The sequence below is a fragment of the Thiofaba sp. EF100 genome, assembly GCF_039822285.1.
GTDB lineage: Bacteria > Pseudomonadota > Gammaproteobacteria > Halothiobacillales > Halothiobacillaceae > Thiofaba.
In genome coordinates, this window is record NZ_JBAJEY010000001.1 from 179,083 (window position 1) to 204,807 (window position 25,725).

The 25,725-nt window shown below is 65.5% G+C and carries 23 protein-coding genes; 17 read left to right on the forward strand and 6 right to left on the reverse strand.

The window, feature by feature from the left end; translation table 11 throughout:
• Window positions 1-10 precede the first annotated feature (10 nt).
• Both V6D91_RS00920 and V6D91_RS00925 read right to left on the reverse strand, forming a co-directional pair.
• Window positions 11-319, reverse strand: coding sequence for a YciI family protein (locus tag V6D91_RS00920; protein ID WP_347317307.1), 309 nt, complete (start codon window positions 317-319; stop codon window positions 11-13).
• 10 nt (window positions 320-329) lie between these two features.
• Window positions 330-884 carry a septation protein A gene (locus V6D91_RS00925; protein WP_347317308.1) on the reverse strand — a complete coding sequence of 185 codons (555 nt, stop codon included), beginning with the start codon at window positions 882-884 and terminating at the stop codon, window positions 330-332.
• Window positions 885-976: 92 nt separating this feature from the next.
• Here V6D91_RS00925 and V6D91_RS00930 point away from each other — a divergent pair, with 92 nt between their 5' ends.
• The 8 genes from V6D91_RS00930 (at window position 977) to V6D91_RS00965 (ending at window position 8,770) form a co-directional block, all read left to right on the forward strand.
• The gene (locus V6D91_RS00930; RefSeq protein ID WP_347317309.1) at window positions 977-1,609 is read left to right on the forward strand and encodes an L-threonylcarbamoyladenylate synthase; all 633 of its coding nucleotides are present in this window, start codon (window positions 977-979) and stop codon (window positions 1,607-1,609) included.
• Window positions 1,609-2,262, forward strand: coding sequence for a site-2 protease family protein (locus V6D91_RS00935; protein ID WP_347317310.1), 654 nt, complete (start codon window positions 1,609-1,611; stop codon window positions 2,260-2,262). The genes V6D91_RS00930 and V6D91_RS00935 overlap by 1 nt, the downstream gene beginning before the upstream one ends.
• A gap of 11 nt (window positions 2,263-2,273) precedes the next feature.
• Window positions 2,274-3,059, forward strand: coding sequence for a ScpA family protein (locus V6D91_RS00940; RefSeq protein ID WP_347317311.1), 786 nt, complete (start codon window positions 2,274-2,276; stop codon window positions 3,057-3,059).
• Window positions 3,053-3,580: an SMC-Scp complex subunit ScpB gene (gene scpB / locus V6D91_RS00945; RefSeq protein ID WP_347317312.1), complete on the forward strand. Its 528-nt coding sequence runs from the start codon at window positions 3,053-3,055 to the stop codon at window positions 3,578-3,580. The genes V6D91_RS00940 and scpB overlap by 7 nt, the downstream gene beginning before the upstream one ends.
• Before the next feature lie 187 nt (window positions 3,581-3,767).
• The gene (gene pgm / locus V6D91_RS00950; RefSeq protein ID WP_347317313.1) at window positions 3,768-5,417 is read left to right on the forward strand and encodes a phosphoglucomutase (alpha-D-glucose-1,6-bisphosphate-dependent); all 1,650 of its coding nucleotides are present in this window, start codon (window positions 3,768-3,770) and stop codon (window positions 5,415-5,417) included.
• Window positions 5,418-5,933: 516 nt separating this feature from the next.
• Window positions 5,934-6,587 carry a hypothetical protein gene (locus V6D91_RS00955; RefSeq protein ID WP_347317314.1) on the forward strand — a complete coding sequence of 218 codons (654 nt, stop codon included), beginning with the start codon at window positions 5,934-5,936 and terminating at the stop codon, window positions 6,585-6,587.
• Window positions 6,588-6,929: 342 nt separating this feature from the next.
• The gene (locus V6D91_RS00960; RefSeq protein ID WP_347317315.1) at window positions 6,930-8,372 is read left to right on the forward strand and encodes a sodium:solute symporter family protein; all 1,443 of its coding nucleotides are present in this window, start codon (window positions 6,930-6,932) and stop codon (window positions 8,370-8,372) included.
• Window positions 8,373-8,425: 53 nt separating this feature from the next.
• Window positions 8,426-8,770, forward strand: a complete 345-nt coding sequence (locus tag V6D91_RS00965) for a zinc ribbon domain-containing protein YjdM (RefSeq protein WP_347317316.1) — start codon at window positions 8,426-8,428, stop codon at window positions 8,768-8,770.
• Window positions 8,771-8,785: 15 nt separating this feature from the next.
• Here V6D91_RS00965 and V6D91_RS00970 read toward each other — a convergent pair whose 3' ends face one another.
• On the reverse strand, window positions 8,786-11,464 hold the full coding sequence (locus V6D91_RS00970; protein ID WP_347317317.1) for a bifunctional acetate--CoA ligase family protein/GNAT family N-acetyltransferase: 2,679 nt from the start codon (window positions 11,462-11,464) through the stop codon (window positions 8,786-8,788).
• Window positions 11,465-11,523: 59 nt separating this feature from the next.
• Here V6D91_RS00970 and V6D91_RS00975 point away from each other — a divergent pair, with 59 nt between their 5' ends.
• Window positions 11,524-12,447, forward strand: coding sequence for a histone deacetylase family protein (locus V6D91_RS00975; protein ID WP_347317318.1), 924 nt, complete (start codon window positions 11,524-11,526; stop codon window positions 12,445-12,447).
• Between the two features lie 64 nt (window positions 12,448-12,511).
• On the opposite strand, the gene V6D91_RS00980 is transcribed toward V6D91_RS00975, so the two are convergent.
• The gene (locus V6D91_RS00980; RefSeq protein WP_347317319.1) at window positions 12,512-12,904 is read right to left on the reverse strand and encodes a DUF6858 family protein; all 393 of its coding nucleotides are present in this window, start codon (window positions 12,902-12,904) and stop codon (window positions 12,512-12,514) included.
• 53 nt (window positions 12,905-12,957) lie between these two features.
• Here V6D91_RS00980 and V6D91_RS00985 point away from each other — a divergent pair, with 53 nt between their 5' ends.
• The 3 genes from V6D91_RS00985 to greB are packed head-to-tail and all read left to right on the forward strand — an operon-like array spanning window position 12,958 to window position 15,572.
• A complete protein-coding gene (locus tag V6D91_RS00985) occupies window positions 12,958-13,875 on the forward strand; it encodes a cation diffusion facilitator family transporter (protein ID WP_347317320.1) in 918 nt (305 codons plus the stop codon).
• 26 nt (window positions 13,876-13,901) lie between these two features.
• On the forward strand, window positions 13,902-15,089 hold the full coding sequence (locus tag V6D91_RS00990; RefSeq protein WP_347317321.1) for a DHHA1 domain-containing protein: 1,188 nt from the start codon (window positions 13,902-13,904) through the stop codon (window positions 15,087-15,089).
• A 6-nt stretch (window positions 15,090-15,095) separates the two neighbouring features.
• The gene (gene greB / locus V6D91_RS00995; protein ID WP_347317322.1) at window positions 15,096-15,572 is read left to right on the forward strand and encodes a transcription elongation factor GreB; all 477 of its coding nucleotides are present in this window, start codon (window positions 15,096-15,098) and stop codon (window positions 15,570-15,572) included.
• Window positions 15,573-15,847: 275 nt separating this feature from the next.
• Here greB and V6D91_RS01000 read toward each other — a convergent pair whose 3' ends face one another.
• Together V6D91_RS01000 and V6D91_RS01005 are read right to left on the reverse strand one after the other, a co-directional pair.
• Entirely contained in the window at window positions 15,848-18,487 is a 2,640-nt protein-coding gene (locus V6D91_RS01000) for a DUF2339 domain-containing protein (protein WP_347317323.1), read from the reverse strand.
• A gap of 58 nt (window positions 18,488-18,545) precedes the next feature.
• Window positions 18,546-18,965 (reverse strand): gamma-glutamylcyclotransferase family protein, encoded by a 420-nt coding sequence (locus V6D91_RS01005; RefSeq protein WP_347317324.1) that lies wholly within the window; start codon window positions 18,963-18,965, stop codon window positions 18,546-18,548.
• Window positions 18,966-18,978: 13 nt separating this feature from the next.
• Between V6D91_RS01005 and yegQ the strand changes: the two genes are divergently transcribed.
• From yegQ to htpX, 5 genes are read left to right on the forward strand one after another with little or no spacing between them, the layout of a single operon-like run.
• Window positions 18,979-20,328, forward strand: a complete 1,350-nt coding sequence (gene yegQ, locus V6D91_RS01010; RefSeq protein WP_347317325.1) for a tRNA 5-hydroxyuridine modification protein YegQ — start codon at window positions 18,979-18,981, stop codon at window positions 20,326-20,328.
• A 10-nt stretch (window positions 20,329-20,338) separates the two neighbouring features.
• Complete coding sequence (gene lptF, locus V6D91_RS01015) at window positions 20,339-21,436, forward strand: LPS export ABC transporter permease LptF (RefSeq protein WP_347317326.1); 1,098 nt, start codon at window positions 20,339-20,341, stop codon at window positions 21,434-21,436.
• On the forward strand, window positions 21,426-22,487 hold the full coding sequence (gene lptG / locus V6D91_RS01020; RefSeq protein ID WP_347317327.1) for an LPS export ABC transporter permease LptG: 1,062 nt from the start codon (window positions 21,426-21,428) through the stop codon (window positions 22,485-22,487). Before lptF ends, lptG begins: the two co-directional genes overlap by 11 nt.
• 24 nt (window positions 22,488-22,511) lie before the next feature.
• On the forward strand, window positions 22,512-24,743 hold the full coding sequence (gene parC, locus V6D91_RS01025) for a DNA topoisomerase IV subunit A (protein WP_347317328.1): 2,232 nt from the start codon (window positions 22,512-22,514) through the stop codon (window positions 24,741-24,743).
• 59 nt (window positions 24,744-24,802) lie between these two features.
• A complete protein-coding gene (gene htpX / locus V6D91_RS01030; protein WP_347317329.1) occupies window positions 24,803-25,699 on the forward strand; it encodes a protease HtpX in 897 nt (298 codons plus the stop codon).
• Window positions 25,700-25,725: the final 26 nt, after the last annotated feature.

Consider the following 25,725-nt stretch of genomic DNA (forward strand, 5'->3'; position numbering starts at 1 on the left):
TTCCTTATTTTCAGGATGAGGAGGGGAAGACTTGCAGCCAAGGGTGCACATGCACTTCGCGGTACACCCCGGCCTGCACGTAGGGGTCGGCCTCGGCCCAGGCCCTGGCGGCCTGGAGTGAGTCGAATTCGGCGACGATCAGGCTGCCGACGAAACCGGCCGGCCCCGGCTCGCGGGTGTCCAGCGCGGGCAGCGGGCCGGCGAGCATCAGCCGCCCGGCATCCTGCAAGCCTTTCAGGCGTTCAAGATGGGCCGGACGGGCGGCCTTGCGCTTGTCCAGGCTACCCTCGGCGTCGAGGCCCAGAATCATGTACCACATGGTGATGGCTTCATCCTTTCTCGGCGGGGGGCTCGGGCAGGGCCTCGGCATGCTTCGCGAGCCACAGCCCCTGGCCGATCATGAACACGAGGGTCAGGCCCAAAAGGCCGAACAGCTTGAAATTGACCCACGTCTCTTCGGAGAAGTGGTAGGCCACGTACAGGTTCAGCACGGCGAGGCCCAGGAAGAAGATCGCCCACGCCGCGTTGACCTGTCGCCAGACCTTGTCCGGCGCGGCCAGCATGCCGCCCATCATGCGCTGAACCAGCGGCTTCTGGCCGACGAACTGGCTGCCGAGGAAGGCTACTGCGAACAACAGGTAGAGGATGGTCGGCTTCCACATGATGAACAGCGGATTCTGCAGCCACAGCGTCGCACCGCCGAACACCACGATCAGGCCGAGGGAGATAAGGTGCATGGGCTCGAGGCGGCGGCTGCGCCACCAGGTGAAACCCACCTGCAGGAGGGTGGCGGCGATGGCCACGGCGGTGGCGACATAGATGCCCGCCGTCTTGTAGGCCACGAAGAACAGCAGGATCGGCAGGAAATCGAAAAGGAGTTTCATCAATGCATCGGCTTTGAAGCTACGTTATCGTAACCGTTTATCCAGGCGCGGTCATGGGTCGCGTGAATTTCCACAGAATAAGGACCGTATTGATGGCGCGCATCCTCGCCTTGCACCCGCAAAATCCTCAGGCCCGCCTGCTCGACCAGGCCGTCGAGGCTTTGCGCAGCGGGGGGGTGATCGCCTTTCCGACCGACTCAGGCTATGCCCTCGGCTGCGGCCTGGGTGACAAGGCGGCGATCGAGCGGATGCGCGCGATCCGCGGGCTGGGGGAGAAGCACCACTTCACCCTGATGTGCCGCGACCTGTCGGAAATTGCCACCTATGCGCGTGTCGGCAACGTCGAATACCGTTTCCTCAAACAATACACCCCCGGCCCCTACACCTTCATCCTGCAGGCCACCCACGAGGTGCCGCGCCGGCTGCAGCATCCCAAGCGCAAGACGGTCGGCCTGCGGGTGCCCGAGCACCCGCTGACCCAGGCCCTGCTTGCGGCCCTGGGCGAGCCGATCCTGAGCACCAGCCTGATCCTGCCGGATGCCTCGGAGCCGCTGTGCGACCCGTATGACATCAATGATTGCATCGGTAACCGGATCGAACTGATCCTGGATGTCGGCTTCTGCGCCGATCATCCGACCACGGTCATTGATCTGTCGAGTGGTGCCCCCGTGCTGATCCGGCGCGGACGTGGCGAGGTGCCGGCCGGTGTGGAGGAGGCCGAGTGATGGATCTGAACCTCATCCAGAAATTCACCATCTGGATTCTGCCGGCCCTGTTCGCCATCACCGTGCACGAGGCCGCGCACGGCTACGCCGCGCGGTATTTCGGCGATGACACCGCCGCGCGCTTGGGGAGGCTCTCGCTCAACCCCCTGCGCCACATCGACCCGATCGGCACGGTGCTGCTGCCGATCGCCACCTTCTTCCTCTCCGGTTTCATCTTCGGCTGGGCCAAGCCGGTCCCGGTGGATGCCCGTAACCTGCGCAACCCGCGCCGCGACATGGCCTGGGTGTCGCTGGCCGGCCCCGGATCGAACCTTGTCATGGCCATCTTCTGGGGGCTGATGATGGCCCTCGCCCAGGTCCTGGCCGACAAGGGCCTCGGCGCGGTGGCTGTGCCGCTGGCGCTGATGGGGCAGGCGGGGGTGTTCATCAACCTGCTGTTGATGCTGCTCAACCTGGTGCCCATCCCGCCGCTGGACGGCGGCCGCATCCTGATCAGCCTCTTGCCGCCGCCGCTCGGCGCCCAGCTTGCGCGCATCGAGCCCTTCGGCCTTTTGATCCTGATTCTGCTGTTGGTGACGGGGGTGCTGTGGGCGGTCCTCGGCCCCCTGCTCAATGCGATGAACGGATTCATCACCGGACTGTTCCTGCCGTGACGAGCGAAGGCATGGTCCAGCCCGAATTCGTCGCCCGGGTCGGCGAGCAGCTGGTCCTCGAATTCCCGCAGGATCTCTACATTCCGCCGGATGCCCTCGCGGTCATCCTGGAGTCCTTCGAGGGGCCGCTCGACCTGCTGCTGTACCTGATCCGCAAGCAGAACATCGATATCCTCGATATCCCCATCGCTGAGGTGACCCGCCAGTACATGGGCTACATCGAGCTGATGCAGGGCATGCAGCTTGAGCTTGCCGCCGACTACCTGGTGATGGCCGCGTGGCTGGCGGAGATCAAGTCGCGCATGCTCCTGCCGCGTCCGCCCAAGACGGAAGATGAGGACGAAGAAGACCCGCGCCTGGCCCTCGTCCGTCGTCTGCAGGAGTATGAGCTGCTGCGCCAGGCCGCCGAGCGGCTGGATGCCTTGCCGCGTGTGGAGCGCGACGTGTTCCCGGTCTCGGTCCAGCCCCCCGCCATTGAACGCCGGCAGGAGCCGCCCAAGGTCGCTTTGGACGAACTGCTGGAGGCGCTGCGCACAGCGTTGCAGCGTGCCGCACTCGTCGAGCACCATCACATCCAGCGCGAGGCCATCAGTGTGCGCGAGCGGATGAGCCTGATCCTGCTGCGGGTGGCGGAGGGCGCGGTGCTCCTGCTCGATCTTCTGACGCCGGACGAGGGACGCCGCGGCGTGGTGGTCAGCTTCCTCGCCCTGCTGGAGCTGCTCAAGGGCGGGCAGATCGAGGTCGAGCGGGACGCCGAGGGATTGTTTCTTGTAAGCGTGAAGACCGAGGCATGCTGACCCCCCTGCAACAAATCCTCGAAGCCGTGCTGCTCGCCGCCGGCGAGCCGCTGAGCCGCGCCCGGCTGGAAGAGATCATGGGTGAGGAGGTCGATGCCGCGATCCTCGATGAGGCGCTCCGGGGCCTCGCCGCGAGCTACGCCGAGCGCGGCTTCGAGCTGGTCGAGGTCGCCAGTGGCCTGCGCTTGCAGGCGCGCGAGCGCTTCGCCCCGTGGATCGCCCGCCTCACCCCCGAGCGGCCTGCGCGCTATTCCCGCGCCGTGCTCGAGACCCTCGCCCTCATTGCCTGGAAGCAACCGGTCACCCGCGCGGAGATCGAGGCCGTGCGCGGGGTGTCGGTCAACCCGAACATCCTCCGCACCCTGCAGGAACGCGGCTGGATCACCGTGGTCGGCAAGAAGGAGGCCCCCGGCCGCCCGGACCTGTTTGGCACCACCCGCCAGTTTCTCGATGACTTCAACCTGCAATGCCTGGAGGACTTGGCGGCCAGGGTGTTTCCCGAGCCTGCCAAGGAAAGGTAATCTTCGTCATGTATTTATTCCCCCCCTCCCCCTTGATGGGGGAGGGGCTGGGGGAGAGGGTGCCACTTCATTAAAACGCATCCCCCCTCTTCCTAACCCTCCCCCACCAGAGGGGGGGAGGGGACGTGCTAAGTTCTAATTTTTAGCATCTCCTAAGCGCCGACGGTCAACCCAAGGAAAACGACACATGGCACTGCACCCCCTGGCCGGGCAACCCGCCCCGCGTGAGCTCCTGATCAACGTCCCGGAACTGGTCTCCGCCTACTACACCCGGCACCCCGATCCGAATGATCTGAGCCAATGGGTGGCCTTCGGCACCTCCGGTCATCGCGGTTCCAGCCTCAAGCAGACCTTCAACGAGGATCACATCCTCGCCACCTGCCAAGCCATTGCCGAATACCGTCGCGACAACGACATCACCGGCCCGCTGTTCATCGGCCTGGATTCGCACGCCCTTTCCACCCCGGCCTTCTACACCGCTATCGAGGTGTTTGCCGCCAACGGCATCGAACTGCGCATCCCGGCCGGCGAGCCCCTGGTGCCCACCCCGGTCATCTCGCACGCCATCCTCACCCACAACAAAGGCCGCAAGGCGCACCTGGCCGATGGCGTGGTCATCACCCCCTCGCACAATCCTCCAGCGGATGGCGGTTTCAAGTACAACCCGCCCAACGGCGGTCCGGCGGACACCGACGTCACCCGCCTGATCCAGGCGCGCGCCAATGAATTGCTGAATACGGACCTCAAAGGCGTCAAGCGCATGCCGCTCGAATCCGTCCTGCGCCTTGGCACCACGGTGAAGCACGACTTCATCCGCCCGTTCGTGGACGACCTGCGCAACGTCGTCGACATGGAGGCCATCAGGTCCGAAGGCCTTTCCATCGGCGTCGACCCGATGGGCGGGGCAGGGCTACCTTTCTGGGCGCCGATCGCCGAGACCTACGGCCTGAACCTTGAGGTAGTCAATCAGGAGATCGATCCGCGCTTCGCCTTCATGTGCGTGGACCACGACGGCAAGATCCGCATGGACTGCTCCTCCCCCTATGCCATGGCCGGCCTCATCCGCCTCAAGGACAAGTACGACATCGCCTTCGGCAACGACCCGGACGCCGACCGCCATGGCATCGTCGCCCCGAGTGTGGGGCTGATGAACCCCAACCACTACCTCGCCGTGGCCATTGACTACCTGTTCCGCAACCGCCCGCACTGGCCGGCGAATGCCTACATCGGCAAGACCCTGGTCTCCAGCTCCATGATCGACCGCGTGGCGCACGACCTGCACCGCGGTCTGCGCGAAGTGCCGGTCGGCTTCAAGTGGTTCGTGGACGGGCTGGTGGACGGCCACTGCGGCTTCGGCGGCGAGGAATCCGCCGGTGCCTCCTTCCTGCGCATGGACGGCACCGCTTGGAGCACCGACAAGGACGGCATCATCCTCAACCTGCTCGCCGCCGAAATCACCGCCAAGACCGGCGAAGACCCCGGTGTGTACTACAAGAAGCTCACCGAGCGTCACGGCAACCCCGTCTACGCCCGCATCGATGCCGCCGCCAACCGCGAGCAGAAGCAGATCCTCGCCAAGCTCAGCCCCGAGCAGGTCAAGGCCGAAACCCTGGCCGGCGAGAAGATCACCGCCAAGCTCACCCGCGCCCCCGGCAACAACGCCGAAATCGGCGGCCTCAAGGTTGTCACCGAAAACGGCTGGTTCGCCGCCCGGCCCTCGGGCACTGAGGATGTCTACAAGATCTATGCGGAGAGCTTCAAGGGCGAGGCCCACCTGAAGCAGATTCAGGACGAGGCGCAGGCGATTGTGGCGGCGGCGTTTGGGCCGGGGAAGTAAGCCTGCGCCGTGTTTGTTTGCGAGATTTGTCGAAAGGTGCCTTAGTTGAATTCTCCTTGCATGAATCGTGGGAACAAGAAAAGGTAATCAAATGAAAGTTAAATCTGGAGCACTGGTGTCGCCGGCCATTATATTGATGGTGGCGGCGTGTGCTCCGGTAGATGCCGTTACGAAACGGAATACCGCCGGCCAGCCTCCAGCTTGCGTCGACGGTTATTCAGCCGGCTGTGGTTCTGGCTTCGTGGCTGCGTGGCATCCCTATGCCAAAGCTGGGAAAGATGTATCGAGATACCTGTCTGATGCCGTGTATAAGATAAGCTGGGACGACGGGTTTGCCACCTGCAAAGGACAATATGACAGCATCGGAACGTCAATGCGTCGTTGAGCTCAGGTATTTTCAGTCGCCTATTGCAATGTGCAAGCTATGACGCCCACCCCTTCGTTGCAGGTTAGGCACTGCCTATCGGCGGCGCCCCCTAGGTTTCGACATTATGCTCCATGTGAGTAGCCACAGCTATGGTTGAGAAGATCCGCGTCTCTCTGTGGGACATCTTTTCATTCTTTCTCACAGGGTTCCTCGCAGCGATCCTCGTCGCGATCCTCGTTGTCATATACAGCCCCGCTACACCGAAGGATTTTTTTAACGGCCTGTCCGCACTGCCGACGGCAATTACGATTGTTGCAGCGCCTCTGGCATTGACGCTGCTCGGAATGGTCATCGAGCCGTTCGCAAACTACTTTGATCGGTACGTTTCGAAGTTCATCTTTAGCTGGGTTTTAAAGCCTAAAGATAAGCACTCAGACGAGGAATATATTCTGGAAGCAGAGATTCGTTCGCGATACCTCGGGTCATTAAACGGAAAGATCTCCAATCCGTACGCCATCTGCAAAGAATACGTGGAGACAAAGCAGTTGAGCACTACTTTCATGGTCTTTCTCTCGAGGTATGGTTTCTATCGGAACTGTGCGTTCCTGGCGGTGGTTTCCGGCTTTTCGGTGCTCGCTCTCGAGAAGTCTTGGGTTATTGGAGGCGCAAGCCTTGTTGTGTGCCTCCTCGCCGCTGCCATCTTCAAACGCCGGGCGGAGGACTTCTACAGCTACATGGCACCGGCCGTGTATAGAGCCTTCCTCATAGACAAGCTTCAATGGGTGCCCCGCGATGGGGCATAACCAGCCCATGCAGCGGCCGCTGCATGGGCGACGTTAGAACACTATGCCACTCAAGAGCGGATTCAACGTGCACGAAGGAACCGCCACATACCGCGTGGAAAATGAAGAGCTTGCGGAGCATGTCAATCTCTATGGGCTGGAGAGCCTTATCCCCGGCAGGGCGTGCTGTGGCTTGTCCTGCATGTACATCAGGACGCCCAGAGACTTGATACACGCGGCTCGCTCATTGAAAATTCTGCGGAATTCATCCCCTTATTAAAGGGGTGAGAGACAACAACAAGCACACGCTCTGCAGGTGAGACGGCGACCAGCCCCAATACCAAGCCTCATTCAGGACGCCCAATGCTCGCCACCTTTGTCATCCTTTATCTCGTCCTCTCCATTGCCATCGGCCTGATCGCCGCGCGGCACGTGCATTCGGCGGGGGACTACATCACCGCCGGGCGCAGCCTGCCGATCTACATCGTCACGGCGATGGTGTTCGCCACCTGGTTCGGGGCGGAGACGGTGCTGGGCATCCCGGCGACCTTCCAGGAGGAAAATCTTGGCGGGCTGATCTCGGACCCGTTCGGCGCGGCGATCTGCCTGATCCTGTTCGGCCTCTTCTTCGCCAAGAAGCTGTACCGCCTGAACCTTCTGACCATCGGGGACTTCTATCGCAAGCGCTATAACCGCAAGGTGGAGGTGATCACGGGCATCGCGATCGCATTGTCTTACCTTGGCTGGGTGTCGGCGCAGATCACCGCGCTGGGCGTGGTGTTCAACGTGCTGTCGGAAGGGGCGATTACCCAGGCGCAGGGGATCATGATCGGCGCGGCGGTGGTGTTCATCTACACCGTCGTCGGCGGCATGTGGTCGGTGGCGATGACGACCTTCTTCCAGATGATCGTGATCGTGCTCGGGCTGTTCTACATCGCCTGGCTGGTCAGCGGCATGACCGGTGGGGTGTGGCCTGTGGTGGAGCACGCGGCACACGCCGAGAAGTTCGTGTTCTGGCCGGAGCTGAGTGCGGTGGCCTGGCTGGCGTTCATCTCCGCGTTCCTGACCGTGGCGTTCGGTTCCATCCCGCAGCAGGACGTGTTTCAACGCGCCAACTCGTCGAAGAGCGCGGGCGTGGCGATGTGGGGCGCGATCCTGGGAGGCGTGTTCTACCTGCTGTTCGCCGCCGTGCCGCTGTACCTGACCTATTCGGCCAACCTGATTGATCCAGGTCTGGTGCAGCGCCTGTTGTCCACGGATGCCGAAAGCATCCTGCCGGAGCTGATCAAGGGCCACCTGCCGTTGATCGCGCAGGTGATTTTCTACGGCGCGCTGCTGGCAGTGATCATGAGCACGGCGTCCGGCACCCTGCTGGCACCGTCCGTGACCCTGTCGGAGAACGTGCTCAAGGGTTGGCTATTCAAGGACGTGAAGGACACGGACATGCTGCGTATCACGCGTTTCGTGGTGGCGGTGTTTGCCATGGCGGTGACGTTGTACGCGCTGTGGGCCCTGGAGAACGAGACCGGCATCCACGCCATGGTGGAGGCCTCCTACAAGGTGACCCTGGTGGTGGCCTTCGCGCCGCTGGTGTTCGGTTTGTACTGGAAGCGCGCCAGCACTTTGGGGGTCTATGTTTCCATCGCCGCGGGCCTTTCGGTCTGGCTGCCGCTGGAGTTCGTCATGCCGGATGCGGAGATCTCCCCGCATTTCTGGGGCTTCCTCGCCTCGATGGCCGGCATGGTTGTGGGGTCGTTGATGCGACCGGCTGGGCATGTCGCGAAGGCGCGCCCTGAGGCATCATGATTTTCTGATATGATTTGCGGACTTTTTTTATCTTTTCTTATTGAAGGTTGACCATGTCCGCTCTGCCGAACTGCCCGAAATGCGGCTCTGAATACACCTACGAGGATGGCACCATGCTCGTTTGCCCGGAGTGCGGGCATGAGTGGGCCAAGGACGCTGCTCCAGCCGAAGAGGCCAGCGATGTGCTGGTGGTCAAGGATGCGAACGGCAATATCCTGCAGGACGGCGACACGGTGACCGTGATCAAGGACCTGAAGGTCAAGGGTTCGTCCCTCGTGGTGAAAGTGGGCACCAAGGTGAAGGGTATCCGTCTGGTGGAGGGCGACCACAACATCGACTGCAAGATCGACGGCATCGGGCCGATGAGCCTGAAGTCGGAGTTCGTGAAGAAGGGCTGATGCGCCCAGGCTCCCTCAAAGCCTCCGGCTGACCCGCACCAGGTCTTCGTCCGATTCCAGCATCTGGCGGCTGAAGCCGAGCCGTTCCGCCAGCGCCAGCATGGAGCGGTTGCGCGGAAGCACCTCGCCAATCAGCTCGCGCACGCCACGCTGGCGGGCTGATTCGATCAGAGCCTCGAGCAGCAGCGTGCCCACCCCAAGGCCGTGCCAGGCATCGGCCACCACCACGGCGAACTCGGCCGATTCGCCGTCCGGCTCAACGCTGTAGCGCGCCACGCCGATCTCCTCCTCCTGGCCGTCCTTCTCGAAGATGGCGACGAAGGCCATCTCGCGGTCGTAGTCGATCTGGGTGAAGCGCACCAGCATCTCGGGCGTCAGTTCCTCAATCGCACGCATGAAGCGCAGGTAGCGGCTTTCTTCGGACAGGCCGCGCACGAAAGCCTGCTCGATCTCGGCATCCTCGGGGCGGATCGGCCGCAGGGTGATGGTTCGGCCATCGCTCAGCGCGGCCGTGCGCGCGAAGTGGGCGGGGTAGGGGTGGATCGCCATGTGGGCGTAGGGCTCGGCCCCGTGCAGGGTGTCCGCCAGTTCGATGCGCGCGTCGACCGCCACCGCGCCGAGCTCGCCGGCGAGGAGGGGGTTGATGTCCAACGCGGCGATTTCCGGCAGCTCGCACACCATCTCCGAGACGCGCAGCAGGACCTGCTCGATCCGCTTCGGGTCCACCGCCGGGGCGTCGCGGAACTGCTCGAGCATGCGCGCGGCGCGGGTGCGGCGGACCAGGCGTTCGGCCAGGACACTGTTGAGCGGCGGCAGGGCGATCGCGCGGTCGCGCAGGACCTCGACCGCCGTCCCGCCCAGGCCGAAGGCGATGACTGGCCCGAACACCGGGTCGCGGGTGACGCCGATCAAGAGTTCGCGCTTGTGCCCGACCTCGGCCATGCGTTCGATGGTCACTCCCTCGATCTCGACCTCGGGATGGCGGGCACGGACCTGGTCCAGCATGTCCTGCACCTGCTGGCGCGCGCTCTGCACGCTGCGTACGTTCAGGCGCACCCCGCCCACGTCGCTCTTGTGGGTGAGGGCCGGTGCGCTGATCTTGAGGGCGACGGGAAAGCCGATGCTCTCCGCGGCAAGCATCGCCTCGTTCGGGGTGCGCGCGAGGATGCTCGGGTTGGTGGGGATGTGGAAGGCGGTCAGCACCGCCTTGGATTCGCGCGTGGTCAGGACCTTGCGCCCCTCGGTGCGTGCGGCCTGCAGGATGAGGCGCGCGCCCTCCACGTCCGCGGGCATGTCGTCGCTTAAGGGCCCCGGGGTCTGCATCAGCAGGCGCTGATTGCGGCGGTGGGCGACGAGGTAGGCCAGCGCCTCGACGGCGGTTTCCGGCGAGCGGAAGTGCGGTATGGAGGATTCGTCGAACAGGTTGCGGGCCTCGCTGACCAGGGTCTCGCCCATCCAGCAGGCCAGCACCGGCTTGCGGCTGGCCTTGGCCTGCTCGATCACCGCGCGGGCGCAGCCGGTGGGATCGGTCATCGCCTGTGGGGTGAGCAGCACCACCATCATGTCGACGGCGGGATCGGCCAGGCACAGGCGCACCGCCTCGCCGTAGCGCTCCGGGGTCGCGTCGCCGAGGATGTCGACAGGGTTGCCTTTCGACCAGTGGGCGGGCAGCACGGCGTCGAGCGACTCGACCGTCTGGGTTCCGAGCTGCGCGAGCGGCAGGGCGAGGTCGGCGGCGCGGTCGGTGGCCATCACCCCCGGTCCGCCACCGTTGGTCAGGATGAGCAGGTTCTCACCGCGCAGGCTGAGCCCTTGGGCCAGCGTCTGCGCGGCGGAGAACCATTGCGTGATGCGCTCCACGCGGACCACGCCGGCGCGTTCGAGGGCGGCGTCGAACACATCGTCGCCGCCAATCATGGCGCCCGTGTGGGTGGCTGCGGCATGCGCCCCCTCCGCGTGGCGGCCGGACTTGAGCACGATCACCGGCTTCATCCGCGCGGCGGCGCGCAGCCCGCTGAGGAAGCGGCGCGCATGGCGCACGCCCTCGACGTAGAGCAGGATGCCGCGAGTCTGCGGGTCGAGGGCGAGGTAGTCGAGCACGTCGCCGAAATCGACGTCTGCCGCATCGCCGGTGGATGCGATGGCCGAGAAACCGATGCCACGCGCCTGGGCCCAGTCGAGCACGGCCGTCACCAAGGCGCCGGACTGCGACACGAGCGCGAGCTGCCCGGGCAGGGCCTGGTTGTGGCTGAAGGTGGCATTCAGGCCGATGGCAGGGCGCATGATGCCAAGGCAGTTGGGGCCGATCAGGCGCATGCGAAAGCGTTGGGCGATCTCGACGCATTCGCGCTGCAGGCGCTGGCCGTCCACACCGGCCTCACCGAAGCCTGCGGAGAGGATCACCGCCCCCTTGAGCCCCGCCTCGCCGCACTGGCGCAGAATGTTGGGCACAGTCGGCGCGGGGGTGGCGATGACGGCGAGATCGACGTCGTGTTCGATCCGGCTCAAGTCTGCATGGCAGGGCAATCCCTGCACCTGCTCGTGCTTGGGGTTGATCGGCACGATCGCGCCCTTGAAGCCCGCCTTGATCAGGTTGGCGAGGACCATCGCACCGACCGAGCCCTCGCGCTCGCTCGCGCCGAACAGGGCCACGCCACGCGGGTTGAAGAGCTGTTCCAGGATGTGAGCGCCCATAATCCTTCATTTCCCTGCCATGATTGGCTTACATGATGACGGAAAAGGATGGCGCCTGCATGAATCTCGCCCTGATCACCCATCCCGACTGCTTGCGGCACAGCAATGGACCGCATCATCCGGAAAACGCCGGCCGACTCGAGGCCATCTTCGACCACCTCATCGCCACCGGCCTCGACCCCTGGCTGGTGCACCTGAGCGCGCCGCAGGCGACGCACGAGGACCTGCTGCTCGCCCATGATGCCCGCTATGTCGACCGCCTGTTCGAACTCGCCCCGGCCACCGGCATGGTGGAAATCGATGGCGACACGGCAATGAACCCGTACACCCTGCCGGCCGCCCTGCGCGCGGCAGGCAGCGGGATCGCGGCGGTGGATTGGGTGCTGGAGCAGGCCGGCCGGCGAGCCTTTTGCGCCATCCGCCCGCCGGGACATCATGCGGGGAGGGCACGGCCTGCCGGCTTCTGCCTGTTCAATAACGTGGCCATCGCCGCCCGGTACGCGCTGGAGCGGAAGGGACTGACGCGGGTGGCCATCGTCGATTTCGACGTCCATCACGGCGATGGCACCGAGGACATCGTTGCGGGGGATCCCCGCATCCTATTCTGCTCAAGCTTTCAGCATCCCTTCTACCCGCACTCAGGCACGCCACCGAGGGCAGACAACTGCCTGCCTGTGCCCTTGCCCGCCGGCGCGGCGGGCCCTGCCTGGCGCGAGGCGGTCGCGGCAAGCTGGTTCGAGCGGCTCACGACCCATGCGCCCCAGCTGATCCTCGTTTCCGCGGGCTTTGACGGCCACCGTGAGGACGACATGTCCCACTTCGGCTTGGTGGAGGATGACTATGCCTGGCTTACCGGGGAGGTGGTGCGCATCGCCGCGCGTCATGGCGAGGGACAGGTCGTCTCCATGCTGGAAGGCGGTTACGCGCCGAATGCCCTCGCGCGTAGCGTGGCTGCCCACCTGCGTGCCTTGATGGATAATTGAACGCCATGAAAAAAGCCGGTGGTTTTGCCACCGGCCCCGGGGATGCTCAGGCAGGGATACCCGATCAGGCGTTGCGCAGGCCTTTGACCCATGCCTCCATCGCCTGGGTGGCGACCGGCATCGGCGGCTCCATGAAGTTGATTACGAACTTGTCGCCAAGGTCGGCCACGCCGATGGAGCGGGGGCGCACCGCCATCACGTGCGGGTTGGGCAGGGCGGTGCCGAAGCAGAACACGATCAGCTTGGCATCCTTGATGTTCTCCGCCACCTGCCCCTCGGGCAGGCCCTTGGTATGGGCATAGTGGTCGAAGATGCCGATGAAGGCGGCGACCGGGTGGGCGTCAATCTTCTCCTTCAGGTGGGCGATGATGGCGTCCACGCTCTGGAAGGTGGTCTCGGACTTGGGCAGCTCCAGTTCGAACACCGGATACTTTTCCATCAGGACGGTCTGTTTCATGGCTGTTTCCTCGATAAAATTGATGCTCGATAACGCAAGCTAATTATTAACCCATGCCGTCCGCTTCGTCCAATCCCGAGTTCCAGGCTCGGTTGTTGCGCCTTGCCACGTGGGCCAGCCTGGCCACCGCACTGGTCCTGATCGCGGCCAAGCTGGGCGGTTGGTGGCTGACCGATTCGGTCAGCCTGCTTGCATCCCTACTCGACTCTTCCGCCGACCTCGTCGCCTCGCTGCTGACCTTCCTCGCGGTGCGCTGGTCGCTGGTTCCACCGGACCATGACCACCGTTTCGGTCATGGCAAGGCCGAGGCGCTCGCGGCCCTTGCCCAGTCGATGTTCATCCTCGGCTCGGCCGTGATGCTCAGCCTGCAGGGGCTGGACCGCCTGATCCATCCCCAGCCCCTGAAGCAGAGTGAGATCGGCCTGGTGGTGATGGGATTCTCCATCGCCCTCACCCTGGCGCTGGTGACCTTCCAGTACAGTGTGGCGCGTCGCACCGGATCGACCGCGATCCGCGCCGATGCCCTGCATTATGTGACCGACCTGCTGTCGGGCGTCGCGGTCATTGCCGCCCTGCTCCTGAGCCAGTGGGGTTTCCCGCGCGCCGATGCCATCATCGGCCTGCTGATCGCCGCCTACGTGGCCCGGAGCGCGATCCAGATCGCGCGCGACGCGCTGGACCAACTGATGGACCGCGAACTGCCCGCCGCGATCGGCGAACAGGTCCGCGCCCTGGCCCTTGGGGTCCCGGGCGTGCGCGGCATTGCCAGCCTGCGCACGCGCCAGTCCGGCAGCATCTATTTCTTCGAGGTGTACGTCGTACTCGACGATGCGATCACCCTGCGGGCGGCGCACGACGTTGGCGATGAGGTGCGGGCCGCGATCCAGGGCGCCTTCCCCGGCGCCGACATCGTGATCCACGAAGAGCCGGCCAGCGTGCTTGGGCCAAGCGCCCGGACTGCGGCACAATAGCCGGCCCTCTCAACACCCCCTGCCGCATGACCACGCCCACCCTGCCGAACCGCGACGTTCTCCTTTTCCACCTCAGCCACAACGACCTCGACGGTTACGGCGCGCAATACATGACCCGTGCCGCGGGTTTCCGCGCCCGCTACTACAACGCCGACTACCGCGACGTGCCGGCGGTGCTTGAGCGCATCTTCGCCGACATGGCCAAGGTCCGCGAGCCGGCCATGCTGCTGATCACCGACCTCAACCTGACCGCCGAGCAGGCCGACATGGTGGCTCGCCGCATCCAGGGCATGGGAGGCAGCGAATCGACAGCCCCCAGCGTTGCCCCGGCCAGGAACGGACTGCTCAGCCCGGACATGGCGGCCATGCTCAAACAGTCCATCGTGGGCACGCGGCCCCAACCCGAAGTCATGCTCCTGGACCACCACGCCACGGGCGAGGACGCCGCCGAGAAGCACGCCTGGTATCACCTGGACACCAGCCGCTGCGCCAGCCGCCTGGCCTTCGAGGCCGTCGCGCCCTACCTGGACGATGCGGCGCGCGCGCTCTACGCCGCGCGGGCCGACTTCATCGACGTCGGTGACCGCTGGCTGAAGGACGATGCGCGCTTCCACCGTTCCATCTTCCTCATCGGCCTGATGATGGAGGATGACCAGCTCGCCCCGCCGCTGGACGAGCTCAAGCGCGAATACCGCTTCCACCTGATGGACGCCTTCTTCCGACGCATGGAGGAGGGCGCGAGCCTGGAGGCGCTGGAGCGCGCGGTGTACGACTTCCGCAAGGACTTTCTCAAGGGCCGGGTGGAGGAGGGCGTGTACAACGACCACGAGACCCCGCTGAAGGACAAGTTCCACAAGCTCTCCGCGCTGATGCTTCCGGAGGGTTCGGTGCCCATGCTGCTCATCGACGGCTACCGCGCCGGCATCTTCTTCAACTGGCCGCACGATGTGTTCCGCGGCGTGGTGATGGAGCTGATGGAGAACCAGGGCAAGATGGACATGGCCATCCGCGTGGGTGGCAACGGCCGGATGTCGCTGCGCTCCAACGACGGCGTGGACGTCGGCATCATCGCCGGCCGTTACTTCGAGGGCGGCGGCCACCCCGGCGCGGCCGGCGGCGTGCTCAAGGACACCCGCCTGAAGGATGTGAACCAGGCCATCCGCTCCATCAGCCAGGCCATCGTCGAGCGCAAGGGCGAGGTCAAGCCGCTCTAAACCACGATGTTCCCCTCCAAGTACATCACCCCCGAGGGCCATGCCCGCCTGCTGGCGGAGCTGGACGACCTGTGGCGCGTGCAGCGCCCCAAGGTCGTGCAGGCAGTGACCGAGGCCGCCGCGCTGGGCGACCGTTCGGAGAATGCCGAATACATCTACGGCAAGAAGATGCTGCGCGAGATCGACCGCCGCGTACGCTTCCTGCGCAAGCGGCTGGACGGCATGGTGGTGGTGTCCTCCCCACCCTCCGATCCCAACCGCATCTTCTTCGGTGCCTGGGTGAGGCTTGAGGACGAGGAGGGGCAGACCATGGAGGTGCGCATCGTCGGCCCGGATGAATTCGATCCCAAGCGCAACTGGATCAGCCTCGACTCCCCCATGGCCCGTGCCCTGATGCGCAAGCAGGTGGACGATGAGGTGATCGTGCACACCCCTGCGGGGGAGAAGAGCTACGTCATCCTCGGCATACGCTATGCGCCCTGATCACTCCCCCAGGGCCGTTGCACGAAGCTCGTCTCCAGCGCACGCCGATCATGTTGTATGTCCTTGGTTTGGCCTTAGGAGGCCCGCCCGAGAAGTCAATCACAGCAAGTGATTGATTCTCGGAGCCCGTCGTGGGCGTGTACCGCGACAAGGCGAGTTTCGAAAGGGCAGGACAGCCCTTTCGAAAGAATCTGCCTCGGGCCGATAGCCCACGCACGGCACGCCTGTCGTGGCGAGCTCCCAGTGCGATGCTCCAATCTCTTGCGATTGCCCTGTCACTCACCCCGGCCTGCCTCCCGTTGGGATGTCCCCTCGGCCGGTGGCATGGGCGAGAGATAGCCCGCCAGCAGGAGCAACAGGCCGACGCCGACGAAGGAGACGATGCGCTCCAAGGTGTCGCGCCCGGAGAGATCGAACAGGAACAGCTTCACCACCACCACGGCGAGCAGGCCGGCAGCGACCATCCACAGGATCCGCCGTTGCAGGCGGCTCGCCGCGACCATCAGCACCAGCCCGGTGATGGTCCAGGCGATGGAGAAGGTGGCCTGGGCGAGCGTGGAATTCATCAGCGCCGAGAATTCCAGCGGTAGCCCGGCATAGTGGTGCAGGCTGCGCGCGAGGATGGCATTGAGCCAGAGGAAGAATAGACTGCCCAGGACCGGCAGCAGGCGCTGGATGGGGATGGCGGGACGCAGTTCACGGTGCGTCAGCCCGTCGCGCACCAGCACCAGCAGGACGAGGCCGATGGCGACATCCAAGGGGTTGAGCAGCGGCAGGTAAGGCAGAGGCCAGGGATCGCCCGCCGAACGCAGGTTGACGAGCACCACCCACAGGACGAGGAACACAGCCAGTCCGCCGCCGGTCAGGCCCCGGTAGGCTCCGGGATGGGCGGCCACCGGCCAGCGCCGCCATGCGCCGATGCCCACCAGCATGGTGGCAGGCACCAGCCCCCAGACGATCTCACGCCAACTGCCGTCCTGTCCAAGGGCGAAGGTGATGCGCCAGTCCAGCTCGCGTGTAAGCAGCAGGGCCAGCAGCCAGATCGTCCCAGCGTGGACCAGGGCCGGGGCACTGAACGGCCAGCTACGGCGGTCGCTCCACCACAACATCAGCAGCATGACGGCAAAGGCCTGGGGCCAGGCCAGCAGGCCACCATGTGCGGCAGGGTGGGGCTGGCTTGTGAAGCTCGCGAAGGTCAGCAGGGCCAGCAGCATGAGGTAGCCGGCCGGGAGATGATGCAGGGCCGTCCACTCAATGCGTTCGGCGAGCAGGCGTACAGCGGCCACAGAAAGGGTGACATAGGACAGCCAGGCGGCGAGCACCTCCGAGCCGGGCAGGGTGCGCACAAGATCCGCATGTCCACCGAGCAGCCACCAGGCCAGGCCCCAGAGCAGCAGTACCGTGCTCGCCTGCTGGGCACGCAACTGGTAGGCGCTAAACAGGCCGGCCAGGCCGAGCATGGCGGTGCCGAGATACTCGGCATTGAGCAGCGGCAGGGGCGTTGGCGCGGTGCGTGCATCGAGCAGGTACAGCAGGCCTGCCCCCAACTGCAACAGCAGGCCGAACTGAACCGCCCGTCTTCGCTCCTGGCGCAGCCCCACCCAGAGGATGCCCGCGCCCTCCAATGCCCAGGCCGCACTGCTCCAGCGCCCATCCACGGCAAAGGGAATGGCGAGCGAGGCGAAGATCACGCCGAGGGCGAGAAAGGCCTCGGTCAACTGCCGCAGCTTCTCGCCCGCCCAGCGCCAGAGTCCCGCAGCCAGCAGCAGGTAGAGTGTGCCGAGGGCCAAGGCGCTCCAGGCCAGGCCGTATTCGAACTCCCGCACCAGGGCCGCCTGCAGGCTAAAGCCGACCAGCGGCGGGCCGAACACCATGCTGGCCTGAACGTAGTCGCGAAGAATCGGCGCGCGATGCAGGGCATACAGCACGGTGCTGGTCAGGAAGATGAGAAAGAACAGGATGAGAAAAGGCTCGGTGGTGGCGAAGTCCTGCGGACGGTAGCGCAGCACGCCCCAGGCCGTGCCGATGACGAAGGTGAACAGAAAGCCCAGCAGGTTCAGCTCACCCCAGGCCTTACGCATGGCGATCAGCAAGATGCCCAGGTTGAGGATGGCGTAATAGCCAAACAGTTCCACGTGGCGGCCAGCCTCGCTCGCGGTGAGCACTGGGGCGAGAAAGCCGCCCACCAACCCCAGGGCGGCGAGGCTGCGCGCATCCTGCTGGATGGCAAGCCCGGCGGCCAGGACGACCACCGCGAGCATCAGCGGGAAGGCAGCCTCGGCAGGCAACAGGGCGTCCAGCCGAAAGGCGGCATAGAGGGTGAGATAGAGCACACCTATACCGCCGCCCTGCAAGGCGAGGGCATAGCCGCGCCTAGGCTCGCGCAGGCGCCAACCCACGGCGAGTAGGGCCAGCCCGCCCATGCCTACCAGGACTAGCCGCAGCTCGATGGGGAAGGCGAAGCGCATCGCGGCGTATTTGAGCAGGAAGGCCAGGCCAAAGAACAGCACCACCACCCCCACCTTGACCACGACGTTGCCCTCGGCGAGGAAAGCACGCAGGGGGACAGGCAGGCGGTCGAAGAGCGGGAGCCTGTCTCGGCCCACGGAGAGCGGGGGCGACCAGGCCTTCGCCGGCGAGGGGGATGAGGCGGGCTCGGGCAAGGGCACTTCCGGTGGCGAGATCCGTTTTTCCTGTTCCTCCGGACGCGTCTCGTCCGCCACAGCCGCCGGGGCTTCCGGGATCGCCTTCGCGTCGCGTAAGTCGGCCATCTCCTGGCGTACTGCCCGCAACTCGTCGCCCAAGGCGATCACCCGTCCGAGCAGGTAGCCGAGCAATGCGCCGAAGATGGCGCCGGGCAGACCGATGCTGGAGAGGCCGAACAACAGGCCGAGGATGAGGAGGATCCAGGTCATGTTCACTGCCTTGCGACGGGCACGGAAGTATCCGGACTATAGCGGGTGGGTATCCCCTTCATAGCCTTCGCCGGCGCCAGTCGCCGTGCCAAAGCTGATGTCCGCGCCGGGGCCTTGTGGGGTAAAGATAGATCCACGCGGGCCCCTGCGCCGTTGGGATGATGGCGCGCTGGTACTCACGCGGGCAGTGCTCGTAGGCATCCAGCCTGCGCAGCAGGGGCGTGGGGACGACATACAACTCGCCATGCACCCGCCCGTGGCCTCGACGTACCGCGGCAGGGTAGGGGCCCAGGTCGTACAGGGTGAAGTCTGGCGGCGTCGTGACGCGGCCAAGCAGGCGCGCCCCGCGCATCAGCCGATGAGCCGGCTGCCCCCGCATCAAGGTCCCGTAGACGAACAGAAGTCCTGAGCGGGCCTTTTCCGGCCGATTTCCGGGCCTGCATGCCAGGGCCGGGTTACAATGATGTTCATTGCTCATTCAACACATCTCCATGCGTATTCCTGAATTGCTCTCCCCGGCCGGCACCCTGAAGAACTTGCGTTACGCCTTCGCCTATGGCGCGGACGCGGTGTATGCCGGCCAGCCGCGCTATTCCCTGCGCGTGCGCAACAACGACTTCCTCGAGGATAACCTCGCCATCGGCATCCGCGAGGCGCATCAGCTGGGCAAGAAGTTCTTCGTCGCCCTGAACGTGATGCCCCACAACGCCAAGGTGCGCACCTTTCTGGCCGATGTCGAGCCCATCATCGCCATGGGGCCCGATGCCCTGATCATGGCCGACCCCGGCCTGATCATGATGGTACGCGAACGCTGGCCGGAGATGCCCATCCACCTCTCGGTGCAGGCCAACACGGTCAACTACGCCGGAGTGAAGTTCTGGAAGTCCGTCGGCGTGGAGCGGGTGATCCTCTCCCGCGAGCTGTCGCTGGACGAGATTGCCGAAATCCGCCAGGAGTGCCCGGACACCGAGCTGGAGGTGTTCGTCCACGGCGCGCTGTGCATTGCCTACTCGGGCCGCTGTCTGCTCTCCGGCTACTTCAACCACCGCGACCCGAACCAGGGGACCTGCACCAATGCCTGCCGCTGGGAGTACAAGACCCTGCCCGGCGAGGAGGATGTGGCCGGTGTGGTGCGCCCGGCGGAGGCGGTCATTTCCATGGACGCCATCAACGCCGCCTTGAAGGCCGGGGTGTCCGGCGACGCGCGCCACCCGCTCGCCGATCAGGTCTATCTTCTCGAGGAGGCCAACCGTCCGGGCGAGCTGATGCCGATCTTCGAGGACGAGCATGGCACCTACATCATGAACTCCAAGGACCTGCGCGCCATCGAGCACGTGCAGCGACTGACCGAGATCGGCGTGGACTGCCTGAAGATCGAAGGACGCACCAAGAGCCACTACTACGCCGCCCGCACCGCGCAGATCTACCGCCAGGCCATTGACGATGCCGTGGCCGGCCGCCCCTTCGACCCCAGCCTCATCGGCAAGCTCGAATCACTCGCCCACCGCGGCTACACCGATGGCTTCTTCGTTCGTCACCACACCCAGGACTACCAGAACTACCTCGAAGGCGCCTCGCGCAACCATGCGCAGCAGTTCGTTGGTGAGATCGTCGGCCGCGATCCGGCGACGGGCCTCGCTGAGGTGGAGGTGAAGAACAAGATCAGCGTGGGCGATCGCATGGAGCTGATCCTGCCCTCCGGCAACCACGACTTCGTCATCGAGGACATGCGCGACCTCGAAGGCCGGCCACTCACCGAGGCCCCGGGCAGTGGCTGGCGTGTGCGCCTGCCGTTGCCGGCCGAGCAGGTCGAGCTGGGCCTGTTGGCCCGTTACCTCTGAGACGTCTGTGATGCCCGGCCGTCTCGACCGTTACCTGATGCGCGAGGCCCTGTTCGGGATGCTCGCGGTCAGTGGCGTGCTGTGGCTGGCGATGATGGCCAACATCGGCGTGCAGCTGTTTTCCACCGTCATGCACGGTGCGCTGCCGGTGCAGATCCTGCCGGGCCTGTTGTGGGCCAACGGGGTCAAGTTCCTGCTGTTCATCCTGCCCATCGGCGGCTTCCTCGGTCTGCTGCTGGCCTTCGGCCGCCTGTACCGCGATCAGGAGATCCCGGTGATGCTGGCCTGCGGCGCCTCGCCGCTGCGCCTGACCCGCCCCATCCTCGCCGTCGCCCTGCCATGGGCATTCATCGTCGCCTGGCTGTCCTTGGTGCAATGGCCCGCCACCCAGAGTGCACGCGATGCCATGCTGCAGCAGGCACGCACCGCCGCCCTCTATGAGCGCCTGCCAATCGGCCGCTTCCTGGTGGCGGACCAAGGCCGGGTGACGGTGTATGCCGAGCGTCTGGCAGAGGATGGCCGCACCCTGGAGGAGGTGTTCGTGCATACCCGGCTGTCGGAGGGGGAGGGGGTGGAACGTGCCCGCCGCGCCAGGCTGATCGAGGATGCGGATGGGGTGCGGCAACTGGTGCTGGAGGATGGGCGGCGTTACGACGGTGTCATCGGTCAGGGCGACTGGCGGGTGATCACTTTCGCCGAGCACCGCATCGATCTTGGCCTGGAGCGCACCGCCGAGGCCGCCCAGCGCAAGCGCTCCGCGCAGGGGAGTTTCGAGCTCTGGCAAAGCGGGCAACCCGTGGATCGTGCCGAGCTGATCAAGCGGGCCGCCCAGCCGATCAGTGCCCTCCTGCTCGCCCTGCTGGCCCTGCCGCTCGCACGCACCGCGCCGCGCCAGGGGCGCTTTGCCCGCCTCGGTGCTGGCATCCTGATCTACGTCGCCTATTACAACCTCATCACCCTGGCCGCCAAGCTGGTGGAGGCTGGCCGGCTGGAGGCCACGCTCGGCTTCATGCTGCCGCACCTCGTCCTGCTGGCGCTGATCGGCGTGCTGTACTGGCGCCACGGGGCCTTCGTCCGCACGATGGGGAGGGCCGGTCATGCGGCTTGACCTCTACGTATTGCGCACCGTCCTGGGAGGCACCCTGGTCACCCTCGGGGCTCTGCTCGGGCTGGCCGTGATCCTGCTGCTGCTGGATGAGATCGACAAGGTCGAGGGGGCCTACACCTTGGGGAAGGCCATGCTCTTCGTCCTCTACATGCTGCCGGGCTATATGCTGGAGTTCTTTCCCCTCGCCACCCTGGTCGGTAGCCTGATGGCCTTGGGTCAGCTTGCGGCCGGCAACGAGATTACCGCCATGCGTGCCGCGGGGGTCTCGCTCGGCCGGCTCGCGCGGCCGGTGCTGGCTGCCGGGGTCCTGCTCGGACTCGTCGGCATGCTGATGGGCGAGACCCTGGGTCCCTTGGGCCAGACCCAGGCGCGCCTGATGCGGGCCGAGGCACTGGGGCACACGCTCTCCATGCAGGGCGAACAGGGGTTGTGGCTGCGCGAGCAGGAGCGCTTCGTGCACCTGGGCTATGTCACCCCCGGTGGCGAGCTGCACCAGGTGCGCGCCTTCGCCTTCGGCCCCGATCAGACCCTGCGCGAGGCCCTCTTGCTGGAGCAGGCCACCCCCGGCGAGCAGGGCTGGGAGGCGAGTAAGGTGAGCAGCAACACCTTCCGGCCCGAGTCCGTGAGCATGGCGTTCGACGCGCAACGTAGGCTGCCCGCCCTGGTGCCGGCCAACCTGCTCAACGTGCTGGTGGTGCTGCCCCAGTACATGAGCATGCAGGAGCTGTGGCGCTATGCGCGCTTCCTGGATGCCAACGGTCTGGAGAGCGCGTCCTACTGGCTGGCCTGGTGGGGCAAGCTGTTTGCCCCGCTGCAGGTGGTGGCCATGCTGCTGCTGGCCTTACCCTTTGCCCTTGCCACCCGGCGCACGGGCGGGGCGGGGCAGCGCATGGTGCTCGGCATCCTGCTTGGGCTTGCCATCCTCATCCTCACCCGCCTGTTGACCCAGGGGGGGCTCTTGATCGGCCTGCCCGCCTGGTTTGCTGCGCTGCTCCCCCCCGTGCTGTTCCTCGCCCTCGCCATCCTGGGCTTACGGCGCGGGGTGGTTTAGTCACCTTGGAGGCCAACCCTACCCATGCGTCCTGATCTGACCGAGCATATCGAACACCTGCCCGTCGGTCGCTTCACCGAGAAGGCCTACCTCGACTACGCCATGTACGTCATCCTCGACCGCGCCCTGCCGCACGTCGGGGATGGCCTCAAGCCGGTGCAGCGGCGCATCGTCTACGCCATGTCGGAGTTGGGCCTCTCGGCCGCGGCCAAGCACAAGAAGTCCGCCCGCACCGTGGGCGATGTGATCGGCAAGTACCACCCGCATGGCGACTCGGCCTGTTACGAGGCCATGGTGTTGATGGCTCAGCCGTTCTCCACCCGCTACCCGCTGATCGACGGTCAGGGCAACTGGGGCTCGCCGGACGAGCCCAAGTCCTTCGCCGCCATGCGCTACACCGAGGCGCGCCTCACCCCCTACGCCCGCCTGCTCTTGAGCGAGCTGGAGCAGGGCACGGTGGACTTCCAGCCCAACTTCGACGGCACCCTGGAGGAGCCTGCGCTGCTGCCGGCCCGCGTGCCGAACGTACTGCTCAATGGCACCACCGGCATTGCCGTGGGCATGGCGACCGACATCCCGCCGCACAACCTGCGCGAGGTGGTGCAGGCCTGCGTGCACCTGCTCGATCACCCTGACGCCGACACCGCGGCCCTCTGCCAGCACCTGCCGGGGCCGGACTTCCCCACCGCGGGGGAGATCATCACCCCGCGGGAGGAACTGTTGAAGATGTACGCCAGCGGCCAGGGCTCGGTGCGGCAGCGCGCGCGGTATGAGATCGAGGAGGGCGACATCGTCATCACCGCCCTGCCGTACCAGGTCTCGGGCAGCAAGGTGCTGGAGCAGATCGCCGCGCAGATGCAGGCCAAGAAGCTGCCACTGGTGACCGACCTGCGCGATGAGTCCGACCACGAGCACCCGACGCGCCTGGTGATCGTGCCGCGCAGCCGCAACGTGGACATCGAGGCGCTGATGGCCCACCTGTTCGCCACCACGGACCTTGAGCGCAGCTACCGGGTCAACATGAACGTGATCGGCCTGGATGGCCGCCCGCGCGTCATGTCCCTGCCTGAGCTGCTGGGCGAATGGCTGAACTACCGCATCGAGACCGTGCGCCGCCGGGTGCAGTGGCGGCTGGAACGGGTCGAGCGCCGCCTGCACATCCTCGATGGCCTGCTCATCGCCTTCCTCAACATCGACGAGGTCATCGCCATCATCCGTCACGAGGACGAGCCCAAGCCGGTGCTGATGGCGCGCTTTGGCCTCTCCGACACCCAGGCCGAGGCCATCCTCGAACTCAAGCTGCGCCACCTGGCGCGGCTGGAGGAGATGCAGCTGCGCGGCGAGCAGGCCGATTTGGCCCGGGAGCGCGATGGACTGCGCAACCTGCTCGACGACGAAGCGAAGTTGCGGGGTAGGGTGCATGAGGAATTGCTGGCGGATGCCGAGACCCATGGCGATCCACGCCGCGCCCCGCTCATCGAGGCCCAGGCGGCCCAGGCCCTGGACGAGACCGCCCTGATCCCGAGCGAGCCGGTCACCATCGTGCTCTCCAGGCAGGGGTGGGTGCGCTTGGCCAAGGGTCATGACGTGGATGGGGCGAGCCTCGCCTACCGTACCGGCGATGCCTTCCAGGCCCAAGCCGTGGGACGCAGCACCCAGCTGGCGGTGTTCCTTGATGCCACCGGCCGCGCCTACAGCCTCCCCGCGCACACCCTGCCGTCCGCGCGCGGGCATGGCGAACCGCTCACCGGTCGCCTCAGTCTTCCAGCAGGCGTGCAGGTGCCCCATGTCCTGCTTGGTCCGGCGGAGGATCGCTACCTCTTCGCCTCCAGTGCGGCCTTCGGCTTCGTCGCCCCGCTGGAGCAGGCCCACAGCCGCCAGCGCGCGGGCAAGGCGCTGATCACTGTGCCGGAAGGGGCGCACCTGCTGCCGCCGGTGCCGGTACGCGACGGAGATGCCTGGGTGGCCCTGCTGGGCGGCGGCAACCTGCTCATCTTCCCGCTGGAAGAGCTGCTCGAAGAAGGGCGCGGCGGTCGTGGCAGCAAGCTCATGGCCCTGGGCCGGGACGAGCCTCTGCTCGCCGTTACCCTGCTCAGCAAGAGCGACAGCCTGCGCGTGCACACAGCAAACCGCTATCTCAACCTTTCCCCCGCCGACTGGCAGGGCATGGTCGGCCAGCGCGCCCGGCGCGGCCGTCCGCTCCCCCGCGGCTTTACCCGGGCCGAGCGACTGGAAACCGTACGCTCCAACGATTGAATTCTTGACGAAAATCCCTATCTAATAAGCCGCATCCCCATTGAAGGAAAAATCGACGCATGAAACGCATCTTCCTGTTCCTAGCCACCAACATCGCGATCATGATCGTGCTCACCCTCTCGTGGAGCATCATCTCGCGCGTGTTCGGCCTCGGAGCGATGAACGGACCGGGTGGCCTCAATCTCGGCAGCCTGCTGGTGTTCGCGGCCGTATTCGGTTTTGGCGGTGCCTTCGTTTCGCTGATGATGTCCAAGTGGGTCGCCAAGCAAAGCGTGGGTGCACAGGTCATCGAGCAGCCGAGCAACTCCACAGAGCTGTGGCTGATGGAGACCGTGCGCCGTCAGGCCGACAAGGCCGGCATTGCCATGCCGGAGGTTGCGATCTACGACTCCCCTGAGATCAACGCCTTCGCCACCGGCCCGAGCCGCAACAATGCCCTGGTCGCGGTGAGCACCGGCCTGCTCAACTACATGAACCGCGACGAGGCCGAGGCCGTGTTGGGGCATGAGATTGGCCACGTGGCGAACGGCGACATGGTCACCCTGACCCTGATCCAGGGCGTGGTGAACACCTTCGTGATCTTCTTCGCCCGCATCATCGGCAACTTTGTCGACCGCGTGATCTTCAAGAACGAAGAGGGCAATGGCATCGCCTACATCGTCGCCACCATCGTGGCCGAGCTGGTCTTGGGGATCCTCGCCAGCATCATCGTCATGTGGTTCTCGCGTCAGCGTGAATTCCGCGCGGATGCCGCCGGCGCGAGCCTGGCCGGCCGCCACAAGATGATCGCGGCGCTGGAGAAGCTGCGCGCCATGCACGAGCCCAGCCATCTGCCGAGCCAGATGGCCGCTTTCGGCATCAACGGTGGTGGCAAGGAGGGCTTCAGCCTGGCCCGCCTGTTCATGACCCACCCCCCGCTGGAGGAGCGCATCGCGGCCCTGAAGAACGCCGCGTGATCCAAGCCCGTCCGGGCGAAGGAAAG

What these genes read in the sequence shown, in the direction of transcription:
- V6D91_RS00920 (WP_347317307.1), bottom strand. Translation starts at nt 319, where the DNA reads ATGTGGTACATGATTCTGGGCCTCGACGCCGAGGGTAGCCTGGACAAG.
- V6D91_RS00925 (WP_347317308.1), bottom strand. Translation starts at nt 884, where the DNA reads ATGAAACTCCTTTTCGATTTCCTGCCGATCCTGCTGTTCTTCGTGGCC.
- V6D91_RS00930 (WP_347317309.1), top strand. Translation starts at nt 977, where the DNA reads ATGGCGCGCATCCTCGCCTTGCACCCGCAAAATCCTCAGGCCCGCCTG.
- V6D91_RS00935 (WP_347317310.1), top strand. Translation starts at nt 1,609, where the DNA reads ATGGATCTGAACCTCATCCAGAAATTCACCATCTGGATTCTGCCGGCC.
- V6D91_RS00940 (WP_347317311.1), top strand. Translation starts at nt 2,274, where the DNA reads ATGGTCCAGCCCGAATTCGTCGCCCGGGTCGGCGAGCAGCTGGTCCTC.
- scpB (WP_347317312.1), top strand. Translation starts at nt 3,053, where the DNA reads ATGCTGACCCCCCTGCAACAAATCCTCGAAGCCGTGCTGCTCGCCGCC.
- pgm (WP_347317313.1), top strand. Translation starts at nt 3,768, where the DNA reads ATGGCACTGCACCCCCTGGCCGGGCAACCCGCCCCGCGTGAGCTCCTG.
- V6D91_RS00955 (WP_347317314.1), top strand. Translation starts at nt 5,934, where the DNA reads ATGGTTGAGAAGATCCGCGTCTCTCTGTGGGACATCTTTTCATTCTTT.
- V6D91_RS00960 (WP_347317315.1), top strand. Translation starts at nt 6,930, where the DNA reads ATGCTCGCCACCTTTGTCATCCTTTATCTCGTCCTCTCCATTGCCATC.
- V6D91_RS00965 (WP_347317316.1), top strand. Translation starts at nt 8,426, where the DNA reads ATGTCCGCTCTGCCGAACTGCCCGAAATGCGGCTCTGAATACACCTAC.
- V6D91_RS00970 (WP_347317317.1), bottom strand. Translation starts at nt 11,464, where the DNA reads ATGGGCGCTCACATCCTGGAACAGCTCTTCAACCCGCGTGGCGTGGCC.
- V6D91_RS00975 (WP_347317318.1), top strand. Translation starts at nt 11,524, where the DNA reads ATGAATCTCGCCCTGATCACCCATCCCGACTGCTTGCGGCACAGCAAT.
- V6D91_RS00980 (WP_347317319.1), bottom strand. Translation starts at nt 12,904, where the DNA reads ATGAAACAGACCGTCCTGATGGAAAAGTATCCGGTGTTCGAACTGGAG.
- V6D91_RS00985 (WP_347317320.1), top strand. Translation starts at nt 12,958, where the DNA reads ATGCCGTCCGCTTCGTCCAATCCCGAGTTCCAGGCTCGGTTGTTGCGC.
- V6D91_RS00990 (WP_347317321.1), top strand. Translation starts at nt 13,902, where the DNA reads ATGACCACGCCCACCCTGCCGAACCGCGACGTTCTCCTTTTCCACCTC.
- greB (WP_347317322.1), top strand. Translation starts at nt 15,096, where the DNA reads ATGTTCCCCTCCAAGTACATCACCCCCGAGGGCCATGCCCGCCTGCTG.
- V6D91_RS01000 (WP_347317323.1), bottom strand. Translation starts at nt 18,487, where the DNA reads ATGACCTGGATCCTCCTCATCCTCGGCCTGTTGTTCGGCCTCTCCAGC.
- V6D91_RS01005 (WP_347317324.1), bottom strand. Translation starts at nt 18,965, where the DNA reads ATGAGCAATGAACATCATTGTAACCCGGCCCTGGCATGCAGGCCCGGA.
- yegQ (WP_347317325.1), top strand. Translation starts at nt 18,979, where the DNA reads ATGCGTATTCCTGAATTGCTCTCCCCGGCCGGCACCCTGAAGAACTTG.
- lptF (WP_347317326.1), top strand. Translation starts at nt 20,339, where the DNA reads ATGCCCGGCCGTCTCGACCGTTACCTGATGCGCGAGGCCCTGTTCGGG.
- lptG (WP_347317327.1), top strand. Translation starts at nt 21,426, where the DNA reads ATGCGGCTTGACCTCTACGTATTGCGCACCGTCCTGGGAGGCACCCTG.
- parC (WP_347317328.1), top strand. Translation starts at nt 22,512, where the DNA reads ATGCGTCCTGATCTGACCGAGCATATCGAACACCTGCCCGTCGGTCGC.
- htpX (WP_347317329.1), top strand. Translation starts at nt 24,803, where the DNA reads ATGAAACGCATCTTCCTGTTCCTAGCCACCAACATCGCGATCATGATC.